This is a genomic window from Nostoc sp. CHAB 5715, from assembly GCF_020829685.1.
Classification (GTDB): domain Bacteria; phylum Cyanobacteriota; class Cyanobacteriia; order Cyanobacteriales; family Nostocaceae; genus Nostoc.
The window spans coordinates 1-11,035 of sequence record NZ_JAIVFR010000117.1; the positions used below are offsets into that span (position 1 = coordinate 1).

Genomic DNA, 11,035 nt, shown 5'->3' on the forward strand with positions numbered 1-11,035 from the left:
AACGAGAAGCAATTAGTGCTCGCCTACCTGAAATAAAAAAAGAGGTGAGTAAAGCTGAGAAAAATTTGGAACAGTTTCGCAAGAAACATAAATTACTCGATCCCGAAGTCCAAAGTAAAATCTTGCTAGAATCTCTAGCTGATATTCAAAAACAGCTACAAAGCACTCGTGCCCACCTTCAAGATGTAAACGTTCGCTACGATAATTTAGAGCAACAAATAGCTTCCTCGTCTCAGCAAAATGCACTAATTGCTTCTCGTTTAAATCAGTCAAGTCGTTACCAAACACTATTGAGTGAAATTCAAAAAACTGAACTAGCTTTGGCTAAGGAGCGGCTGCGCTATACAGACGATTACCCATCGGTACAGAAACTAAAGCAGCAACGCCAAAGTCAACTGTTGCTATTACGACAAGAGGTGAAAGCTATTAGTACTAGCAGTAAGAGAGAACCGCTCTTAAAAGAGCAAATGCTAGGGGTTGAACCAAAGGTAGTAGACGAGTTAATTTTGGTACAGACAACTGTTTTAGGACTAACTGCTAATGAAAAGAATCTAGCCGAGTCAGAACAGCGACTTCGCTCTGAGCTAAACAAATACCCAAGCTTAATAGCAGAGTATAACCATCTGCTGCCAAAGGTAGAAACTAGTCGTAAAACCCTTGAACAATTACTCCAAGCGCAACAGTCCTTGGGACTGAAAATTGCTCAGGAAGGATATAACTGGCAAGTTTTGGCAGAACCTGCTCTGGGTACTTATATGGGGAGCAACAGATTATTATTTTTGGTTGGAGGGGCGGTAATTGGGCCGATTGTAGGTATCTTAGCAGCCCTGATTTTAGAAAAGTTTAATGACGCTATTTATTGTGTCGGAGATTTAAAGAAACTCACTAACCTACGTGTACTGGGGTCAGTACCAAAACTACCGTCGCGTGGTGTTAAAAAGCGGCGGCTGGGCCTGCCTTGGAATGGGCGGCGAAGCTCAGATTCCTCTATAGTAGAAGCCAGTACTAGATTACCCGTCCATGAAACCCTGGACATGATCTACCAAAATATTCAAATATTAAAATATCCCTTACCCTTCAAGTCGTTGATGTTGACTTCAGCAATACCAGGGGAAGGGAAGACAACTTTAGTATTAGGGCTTGTAGCTAGCGCTACCCGGATGCATCGACGAGTATTAGTTATTGATGCTAATTTACATAATCCTAGCCTGCACAAAATCCTGGAACTTTCCAATGACTGGGGACTATCTTTGTTATTAGTTGATGAGACAACTACTCATTTTCAAGATTACATCCAGCCCATTCACCCCTGCATTGATATTTTGACTGCTGGGCCTGAAGGAGAAGACATGGTGAAGTTGCTCAGTTCTCAACGGATGAAAGAACTAATAGAGTTGTTTGAGCAAAGTTATGACTTAGTACTGATAGATGCTCCATCTATTTTAGGTACAGTTGATGCCAGAATTGTGGCAGCTTTTTGCAATGGGATCGTAATGGTAGAGCGCATGGGAAAAGTGACCCGAACTGAATTGACTCAAGCAACAGAAATTTTGAGTAAGTTGAATTTAATTGGAATTATCGCTAATGAAGTGAGCAATTCTCAAAAGGTATTGGCATCGTAGACTGAAGAGGACGCTGGGACTAATTTCCCAGCGTCCTCTTTTGGACGATGACTACACCTTGTCAAGCTGACACATAGCTAATCGGCGGTAGTCACCCATGCGGCGATCGCCGACACTGTCAGACTCAAACTCTAAATTGACAGTACTCTTATAGTAGCCCTTAAGCGATCGCACCAGCCTGTCCAATTCAACCAGGAAAGTAGCATATTCTCACGCAAATTGCCATCAAAATCGAAATACAATACCTTTCCCACATGACTAAACTTAGCTAGAAAGCCGTAGAAATAGCTAAACCAAAATGCATAATTAGTAGGAGGTGGCAACCTCCTGCGTTGGAGAAGTGTCTCATCTTAAAGTAGTAGACGCCATAGTTCAAAGCGTCAATTAGATACTAGTGTGATTAGATGATCAACATGAAATTCCAACTTTACTTAGGCTCTTTATTTTCTCAGATTAAAGTACGTCATTGGTGGGTAAGTATCCTTTTGTGGATAGCTTTGGTTGCCCCAGCCCAAGCGTCTGTAATCCTGCGCGTGGCAATTGAGAGGGGCGTTAATCAGGTCAAAGTGGGCAGTTCCACCACTGGAATCGTCAAGGATAGTACTGGCCGGACTCTCGGACAGCTACCAGCAATGAGTGCATATTATGCCCAAGCTATTCCGGGCGGAGTTGCTTTAGATAAGTGGCAGTCTGGTTTATTTTGGATTGAGCCAACAGGTAAAGGATTCGTTTATATTGGCGATCGCTGGTATCGAGGTAGAACTCTGGTTGTTCCCACAGACAAAGGCTTAACGGCTGTTAACTGGGTTGATGACCAAGAATATCTCTACAGCGTTCTCGGTGGCGAAATGAGTGCTAGCTGGCCCCAAGAAGCACTAAAAGCCCAGGCGATCGCAGCCCGCACCTACGCCCTTTATGAGCGAGAAAAACAACGGAATAATCCCGTTTACGATTTAGGTAATGCCCCCGATCGCTGGCAAATTTACAAAGGCGTCATCAGCGAATCTCCTGCTACTTACAAAGCAGTTGATGAAACAGCAGGACAGGTACTAACTTACAAAAACCGGATTATTCTCTCAGTCTTCCACGCTTGTTCTGGAGGACACACCGAAAACGTTGAAGACGTTTGGGGAAATGCGTTGCCGTACTTGCGGGCTGTTCAAGACTACGATCAAAATATCAGTGAGTGTAATTGGGTAAAAACCTTTTCGGCTAGTGAGATTAGCGCTAAATTCCCTGAAGTTGGCAGTGTGACGGCGATGATTCCAGAGACATACTCACCTTTTGGCAGTGTTAAAGTCTTGAAAATTGTCGGTAACAAAGGCACAAAGATGCTACAGCGCGAGGAAGTGCGGACAGCCCTTAAGCTCAAAAGTACCCGCTTTAGCGTTACTAAGGGAGCAAATGGTAGTTTTGTACTTCAAGGGCTTGGCTTCGGTCATGCTTTGGGCATGAGTCAGTGGGGGGCGTACAATCTGGCTCGGCAAGGAGTGAACCACTTGCAAATTTTGGGACATTATTATCAAGGTGTAGCTTTAACACCAATTCAGGCAAAGTAAAGAGAAAGTTAGGAGTTAGAAGTTAGGAGTTTAAATAAATCTTAATTATTCACTCCTCACTCTCAACTCTTCACTCTATTCCCCACTCCCGCGTTCCAAGCGTTTTTGCCATTGGGCGTCAATTTGTGCAGAACGCTCAACTTCTTGGTCGAGTAAATCAGTTTCGCTAGAATACACTAAATCTTCGTTACCAATGACTTTTTCTGCTGCAAATTGTTGGGCATAGTCGATTTTTTGTTGCAAAGCTGCATCAGGACTTGCCAATATCCTTGATCTGGAAAGGCGATCGCGGTTGCGATCGCCTATTTTGCGATTACGCCATTGAATCCAGAAATAACGCAATAACGGGATACCTAAGAAACCTGCTCCATAAGCCAATAGTAGCCAATAAATTCCTTGCACAAAAGCTACCAGTCCACCTAATTGGACGGCAACAGTGCCATCTCCCAACAAACTTCCCAGTACTAAGGCAAGAACAAAATTTAATACTCCCAATCCAGCACTGAGCATAATTTGCCCGGAACTTGCAGCACTAAAACGCCAGGGAAATTCCTCCAAGTGATCTGATATTGCATAACGGCGCTTTTTAACTGCACTCACCTGCAACTCTGGGAAAGAATAAACAATTTGCCCTTCTGGGCTTACCGATGGTTGCCCATTAAATCGCGTTAGAACAGGCAGCATATAATCTTCGTACTCTCTTGTATATCCCTCGCCAATGTCATCCAAATATGGGGCAATTTGTTCCGCTACCACTGCACCACGGTTATTCTGAATCACCGTAGCAATTTCTTGCCACCGACGTTCTTCTAAGTTGGCGTTAGGATTACCATCGCCAAACAAAAACGAAAACACAGCTTCAAAGAAATTCAGATTGCTTTCTTCTCGCCTTTCCCGTCGCCCTTCCTGATAGTGGGTGTCATAATTTGGGCTTAGATACCAAAATAAATTTGGAAAATAGAAGAAACCCCCACCGTCGTAATTACTGCCCCGATTGTCCCCGTTACGGTCTGAATTAGTAGAGGTAATGATAATGTAGATGGTAACAGTTATCAGAAAGATGGAAACAGTTAAGAAAATTCCGAAAGAAATGCGAATCAGGTAAAACAGAACACTCCAGACCTTTTTCCACCATTCTTGCAATCGTAACCGGAAGTATTTCTTACGCAAAATTGCTCGAAAGTTTTGTGGAAAAAGGAAAACTATATCACCTGAATCCGCTACTTGCAAATGTCCCCCAGCATCAGATGCTAGGGCTAATAAGTTTTGATTAGCTTCAGCGACGTTCAATCCTGCCTGGGTTGCCAGATCACCAACGGTGACACGGTAGCCCAGTTTTTCCACAGCTTGCATGATGGTGGAATTAGGAGCCATTGTTCTCCCCTCCTGTTGAAACTTAATTCCCTTTTCTTAAGTATAAAGTTTTATTTGAAGCGACTTGGCAGGGGCAGGAATGAAGCATGAAATCATTAAAAATAGAAATTATTACTATTTCATCTATATGAAAGCCATTGTCAGTCCATACTTTGAAGCTCAAAGTCCTTCGCAATTTCTTCAAAGAGGACAAGATTCCCTCGCCTGTGGCGACCCCCGATCAATTGGGGGTAAAAGAGGGAAATAGCCCCCCTTTTAAAGGCTACGGTGTACACATAAGTCCTAAAAACCTAGCTTGGTGAGGCTTTTCTCATTTTCATGCTCTGCATGGGAACGAGAGAAATGGCATTGTTAGTCGAAACAATCGCATTGTTGGTCGAAACAATCGCATTGTTGGTCGAAACAATCGCATTGTTGGTCGAAACAATCGCATTGTTAGTCGAAACAATTGCATTGTTGGTCGAAACAATCGCATTGCAGGTCAAGAGACTTGTGTGTACACCATAGCTTTTAAAGGGGGGTTGGGGGCAATACTTGTCGGGTTTTGGGGAAAAGGGGAAGGGGAAAGGGGAAAGAAAAAACCTTTAACCCTTACCCTTTAACCTTTTCCCCAAATCAAATTCCGAGTTAAAAATGCTTAACCGAGTAGTATTGGGGTTGGGGGGATCTTGCCTCGATAAACAAGCTAACCGAACCGTATTACCTCCACTTGGGGAAACCCCTGTCCCCGCACTGCCTCCCCCATGCCCTATTCCCCATGCCCAAAAACTCAATTCCCTTGAATGGGTGGAGTTTTTTATTAACGAAATCTTTACATGAATTTGGTAAACCAATACTAAAGTCGATAAACCGACAAATGACCTGACACGCAACATGTTATAATCGTTTGCCTCAGCTTGGTTAACCAGCAAATTTTCTGCTCAAATATGGTTCAGTATACTCTCGCTCAAAGCCCAGAAATTATCCTTACTGTTTCTGGAAAAGATTCAGCAAAAGCCCGTGATAAAGCAATGGATCAGCTGATGGAACTGATGGATTCAGGAAAGCTACCCACAGAACTGGAAGAAGGATTTGGCCCTCAACAATTAATTGAGGTTAAAGAGTCAACTATTGATACTGCTAGCGGTGAGGATACCATTACACAAGCTGTCCAGGTTCTAAGTAACCTGGCCACACTCAAGCTGAAAGTTCAGGAATCACGAGCTGAAGCGTTGGAAATTCGCAAAGCGGTTGATGTTCTATTCACCGACTCGTCGGTGACAGAAGAGGAAATTACTCGACTCAAGGAAGGTTTTAAAGTTCTCAAAAATTTTGCCCAAGCTAATGTGCGTTACCAAGAAGCGCGATCTAAAGCAGAACAGGCTCGGCAAACTCTGGATCAAGCTCTAAAGTCGCCTGACAAGTAACATTTACAAACTTAGATGCATTGAGATGTGTCTTAAAAATGTAATTAAAAACTCTAATAGACAGGCTATTATGCCTGTCTTTTGATTTACTGGGGCGCTAGGATTCGAACCTAGGGATGGCGGGACCAAAACCCGCTGCCTTACCACTTGGCTACGCCCCAACGACTTTACTCTAGTTAATATAGCAGTTAGACCTGGGTTACTGTCAAGTACTTTTATAGTTAATTTCAGACAAGGGGTTTTTAGAGATGATTTATAAAGCAATACGCTTGGGTTCAGCCCAAAAATTAAATTATGTAGGTTGGGTTGAGGAACGAAACCCAACGTTTTCAAGCCATTGTTGGGTTTCACGACCTTCAACCCAACCTACAATTATTCTTAACCCAAGCGTATTGTCTTATCGAGGGTTTGTTGCTAAAGTGCCATCAACTGCTAATATATTCGCTTCAGGAGCATATTTAGCCTTGCTTCAAAATGTAAACTAGTTACTCCATCCTCTACAATTTCTACGATCTTACCTAATCTGGACATCAGTACAGCTAGACCACAGGCAAAAGCTTCAGCGATAGTTAAAGTTATATGTGTAACTTATTTTTGCAAAAACTCAAACTTTAAGCATTATGTAGTATTTTTGGCAGCAACTAATTAATCAATGGTAATTAGTTCGAGAGCAATTTTTTGTCTAGTTATAAAATGCAAAATCTTAGCTATTGTAATCAGCATAATTATTGAATAGCTACTTTGTGATTTAGCGACTATCCAGTTACTAGTTTTAGCTGAAAACATAGCTTTCCCTATAGATAGACCTTTGAGCTTTTCAAGTATTGCATAGTTAGCAGCTTTGAATACCGAGCCACAGTTAGGTGCTGTATTATCTTGATGTTCTTTTGCCCAAATTTGCCTTGAAGTTAGAGGATTTTCGGTGAATTCTGTTGGTTCAAACTTGAAAATTGCACTCAATATAAGTTTTGAGTGTATACCAGTAAACATAGTTTCTCGATAATCTCGTACAATTTGACTATTTTCAAGTGTTTTTATACATCCATCTTCAAAGAAGGTTACACTTTCAACAAAGTCGTATATTGTACATCCATGTTGTCTTCCTCTACCAGCGTTCATTGCTAATGCACCACCAATAGTTGCTGGTACAGATGCAAGATAATAGAAAGAATTCATGGAGTTTTGATAACAATACTTTAATACTTCCATCACTGAAGCAGAAGAAGATACTTCAAGTCTGTTATTAGGTAAAGGATTTGTGTACTTAGGTAGTTTATTTTTCAGTATCAATGATTGGATATTTTTTTTAACAAACAGCGTGTTAGAGCCATTTCCAATTATATAAATCTTTACTTTGTTTTCTTTGGCCCAATTACAGTACTCCTGAAGGTCATCTACACTATTGATCTCTCCTACTCGCTCAAAGTAATGTTGTGTTCTATAGTGCGATAGACTGTTTGATGTTAAAGACTCAATCTTTAAATTAGACATCTTAACTCTTTCTACTCCTTTTGGATTTTTGAGAAAGATAAACAGTTTGCTTATCATTTTGCAAATACGGCACAACCATAAAATGACCTATTTTTAAAGGATTCGTTATTCTTTCTTACTGATTTCATCCAACATTACTTTACTGTTACTATTGATCGCTCCTTGTAAAATAGCTTCAATTAAATGTTTTTTTGATTCGATAATTTTTGATTCTAAAATACTAGATACTGATTCATAGTCAATATCAAAGATTTGCTTGTTCAATAATTGAGGTTTTAATTTCTCCGAAAATATACGGTTTGTTAAGCCAAAATCATTAAGCAAATCTCTTACCTTATTTGATTTATCACTAGGAAGAAATACTGTAAAAGGTTTATGAAAAATAATAGAAAACACAGTGCCGTGAAAAGTATTAGTCACGATATAAGATGCTTCACTATGTAATCCAATCCATTCTTTTGGACTAGCACTTTCTAAATTTACTTGTGCTAACCGTTGATATGTACCGACTGAAACTATAGTTAGATTTTGCTCCTCTGCCAGGAACTTTATAAAATCTTCTTCCTCTGCTTCTATGTCAGCTTGAACATACAATAGAAGATATTTATTTGTTATTTTTGGAGGATTTTTAAGTGCATCATACTTAATTAAGAAAGTAGGATCTAAAACTTTTATCGCTTTTTTATTGCATTCATTAGCAATAACTTCTCGACTATTAGAATCACGAACTAAAATGGTTTGAAACTGATTAATCAATGTACATATTTCTTGTTGATAAATCCCTAATTTTGTGGTATTACCAAAACTTGCTGCATAACTTATCTTACGAGTAGTTTTATTGCTAACAAAATCTAAAAAGAAAGAAGAATTATACCCTCTAAATGAATCTATACACCATATTTGGTCACTGCCACATATTACTACATCATACTTATCATGATAGTATTTCAAGCCTTTTTTATCATAAAATCTTTTATGGCTTAACTTAACATGAGAGAGCAGGAAGCGTCTGATTTTCCAATATCTTAAAATATAAATCAAAGATTTTTCATTAATCCGAATTTTCTTACTTTCACTAGTGCTAGACTTTACCCTTTTGATCGGAAGTAAAGGTCTGAAATACATCCATGCTATTTTAAGAGGCCGATAGTCTATTATTTCAACATCATAGCCTTGACTGTTAAGAAAACTCCAAAGAGCACAAGCCTGGAGTGTTGCTCCGTAATTGTCTACATGGTGAAAAGTTAGAATTCCGATTTTCATCTTTGCTCCCTTTGATAAACTATGAATTTCGTCTTAAATGTGATAGCCCAAATTTTTGGCTAATTAAATTAATTTTATGAGATTGGATAGATTGAATTTTTATGTTAAATATCATAGCTTAAAGTATATTAAATTAATTCATAAAGATATATTTAAATTTTATTTATACATAACAAAGCTTATACTTTGCTTATACTTTTCTTTTGATTTTAATATTCAAACTTTCTCCTAAGTCAAGTAGCCGTCTGAAAAGCTTGGGCGATATTACTGAGAGAGTAAGAATATAAATCGAGATCCCGAATATCGCTGAAACACCTAGTAACATCCATGCTTCAAGAGATTTCCCTAAGAAATATTTAGTAGTTAATATAGTTACAACCATTGCTCCAGAAGCGACTAAAGGTACTATGTATAAACGCAGATAGTTGTTTAAATTTATCTTAATAAGTTTATTAATAGCTAATAACGAAATAGGTAATATTAAATAACTACGAACTACATAAGCAGAAGCAACAGCTACAATACCTAATTTGACTACCAGAACAAAACCGATGACATTAGTAACTGTATTGATAACTTGTATCCATAGCCTCCACGAAGGTTTGCCTAGCGCCAGAATTACACAATTGTTATAAATGAAAATCAGAAGAATAGGACCACTAAGAGATAGGATTTGCAATACTGGAACGCTCTCAATCCATTGCTCACCAAAAAATACTTTTATAAATTCAGTTGCTAATACTGGTACACAAATATATATTGGGAAAGCAATGAGACTTGTGAACTGAGTAGTAGTATAGAAAGCGCTTATTAATCGTTCTGGTTCTGCCTGTAACCTAGAAAATATTGGTAGCGCAACCTTAGTTGTAGTACTGATTAAAATCTGCATCATTACTAGCAGCAATTTGTAGGCAACCGAGTAATAACCTAATGCAACTAGTCCTAGATAGTAGCCAATTAGTAAGTTATCGGCTCGGCGATTGAAAAAGTTAATGATGTTAAACGCAGATATATTAATACCAAAGGTAAAAAGTTCTTTAGCATGTATGACAGAAAATTGGAATCCTGGTCGCCAATCGCTAACTCGCCACAAGACTACAACCTGTATTAAACTACTTGATAGTTGTTGACCTACGATACTCCAAACGCCAAAGCCTAAAAAAGCCATCCAAACGCCAACTATTCCACCTATTATCACTGCCAATAGTGAGCGGATTGCTAAACTTTTGAAGGCAAACCGACGTTCAAGAATCGCTTGCTGCACGCTGCTCAATCCATTAAATATAAAGCTTATAGATAAGCATTGAATAATTGGTACTAACTGCGGCTGTTTAAAGAAATCAGCTGTTAATCCGGCACCAGCAATACTTAATACAGTTAAAAGTATACTGATTCCTAAAGTTGTCCAGAATGCAGTGTCTAAATGCTCTGAATCTATCTCTTGACGTTGGATAATTGCGACAGAGAATCCTTGATCAACAAAAATTTGTACAAATTCAATGAATATAGATGCTAAAGCAATTAAACCAAAAGTTTCTGGATTAAGTAAACGAGCTAGAATAAAGAAAACAAATAAAGAGACTGCTTGGCGTCCCCAACTTTCTATAACAGTCCAAATTACACTCTTAACGGCTTTTTGTCGTAAGTTTGATGAATCTTTAGATGATTCCATTACATAGTTTACCGATTAAAGAACCTACAGGTATAGCTTTGATATTGCTGGCTATGAGCAGTTGGATTATTTCTTTTCACGCCAATCAGTTACACCTTATTTTATTTAGATTTTAGTTATAATTAAAGTTTTTTACTCCGAAAATAACATAAAAACTAAGTAAGGCAAGGCAATGATTACCGTAAAGAAAAACATTTTTGAGCTTAAGTAATTGTTCTTAGAAGAGTCTACCACAATCTTCTTGTAAATTTGCAGCAATTCAAGAAACTATTAGCATAAAATTTACTGATGAGCCAGACTATTGAATTTTCATATAAAACGCCCTGTTACTTATACTTTATGGTTTTGAGTGGTATTTACAGCAGTTTTCATGTATTTGAACCACATCTGTTGTAGGGGTTTAGCATTGCTAAACCCCTACCGCGTGGTCTATTTACCTGAAAATAGCTGTAAGTTTGCTAATCAGTTGTTAAGACAACATAAAATTTTTGATTTTTTTGGTTACTAGAGTTTATCTGTGTGTTTCAATCAATAATCTTGTGTTCCACAGAATACATATTCCCTTTGCTTTTTCTTAATCCCCAGTCTCGTTTTCCTGTTGCATAACTCTCCACAAGAGTAGCGGCACTATTTATCGGCAGATCGGAA

General features: G+C 38.8%; 10 protein-coding genes and 1 tRNA gene. 5 read left to right on the forward strand and 6 right to left on the reverse strand.

Translation table 11 applies throughout. The annotated features are described in order from the left end of the window. Window positions 1-1,622: polysaccharide biosynthesis tyrosine autokinase (locus LC574_RS08925; RefSeq protein WP_229453011.1), on the forward strand; the 1,622-nt coding region annotated here is incomplete at its 5' end. 51 nt (window positions 1,623-1,673) lie between these two features. On the opposite strand, the gene LC574_RS37880 is transcribed toward LC574_RS08925, so the two are convergent. Further along, a complete protein-coding gene (locus LC574_RS37880; protein WP_267871463.1) occupies window positions 1,674-1,796 on the reverse strand; it encodes a hypothetical protein in 123 nt (40 codons plus the stop codon). Between the two features lie 239 nt (window positions 1,797-2,035). Between LC574_RS37880 and LC574_RS08930 the strand changes: the two genes are divergently transcribed. Further along, window positions 2,036-3,181, forward strand: a complete 1,146-nt coding sequence (locus tag LC574_RS08930) for a SpoIID/LytB domain-containing protein (RefSeq protein ID WP_229453013.1) — start codon at window positions 2,036-2,038, stop codon at window positions 3,179-3,181. Window positions 3,182-3,256: 75 nt separating this feature from the next. Here the strand turns inward: LC574_RS08930 and LC574_RS08935 are convergent, their stop codons facing one another. Then, the gene (locus LC574_RS08935; RefSeq protein WP_229453015.1) at window positions 3,257-4,555 is read right to left on the reverse strand and encodes a hypothetical protein; all 1,299 of its coding nucleotides are present in this window, start codon (window positions 4,553-4,555) and stop codon (window positions 3,257-3,259) included. Window positions 4,556-4,897: 342 nt separating this feature from the next. Here LC574_RS08935 and LC574_RS08940 point away from each other — a divergent pair, with 342 nt between their 5' ends. From LC574_RS08940 to LC574_RS08950, 3 genes are all read left to right on the forward strand, one after another. Next, window positions 4,898-5,062, forward strand: coding sequence for a hypothetical protein (locus LC574_RS08940; RefSeq protein ID WP_229453017.1), 165 nt, complete (start codon window positions 4,898-4,900; stop codon window positions 5,060-5,062). 126 nt (window positions 5,063-5,188) lie between these two features. Beyond that, a complete protein-coding gene (locus LC574_RS08945; RefSeq protein ID WP_229453018.1) occupies window positions 5,189-5,374 on the forward strand; it encodes a hypothetical protein in 186 nt (61 codons plus the stop codon). A gap of 107 nt (window positions 5,375-5,481) precedes the next feature. After that, complete coding sequence (locus LC574_RS08950; RefSeq protein ID WP_229453020.1) at window positions 5,482-5,961, forward strand: hypothetical protein; 480 nt, start codon at window positions 5,482-5,484, stop codon at window positions 5,959-5,961. A gap of 89 nt (window positions 5,962-6,050) precedes the next feature. Here the strand turns inward: LC574_RS08950 and LC574_RS08955 are convergent. The 4 genes from LC574_RS08955 to LC574_RS08970 form a co-directional block, all read right to left on the reverse strand. Next, window positions 6,051-6,122 (reverse strand) — tRNA-Gln (locus LC574_RS08955). A gap of 484 nt (window positions 6,123-6,606) precedes the next feature. Next, entirely contained in the window at window positions 6,607-7,509 is a 903-nt protein-coding gene (locus tag LC574_RS08960) for an FAD-binding protein (protein ID WP_229453022.1), read from the reverse strand. 48 nt (window positions 7,510-7,557) lie between these two features. Next, window positions 7,558-8,715: a polysaccharide pyruvyl transferase family protein gene (locus tag LC574_RS08965; protein WP_229453023.1), complete on the reverse strand. Its 1,158-nt coding sequence runs from the start codon at window positions 8,713-8,715 to the stop codon at window positions 7,558-7,560. 190 nt (window positions 8,716-8,905) lie between these two features. Beyond that, window positions 8,906-10,387 (reverse strand): lipopolysaccharide biosynthesis protein, encoded by a 1,482-nt coding sequence (locus LC574_RS08970; RefSeq protein WP_229453025.1) that lies wholly within the window; start codon window positions 10,385-10,387, stop codon window positions 8,906-8,908. Between the last annotated feature and the right edge of the window lie 648 nt (window positions 10,388-11,035).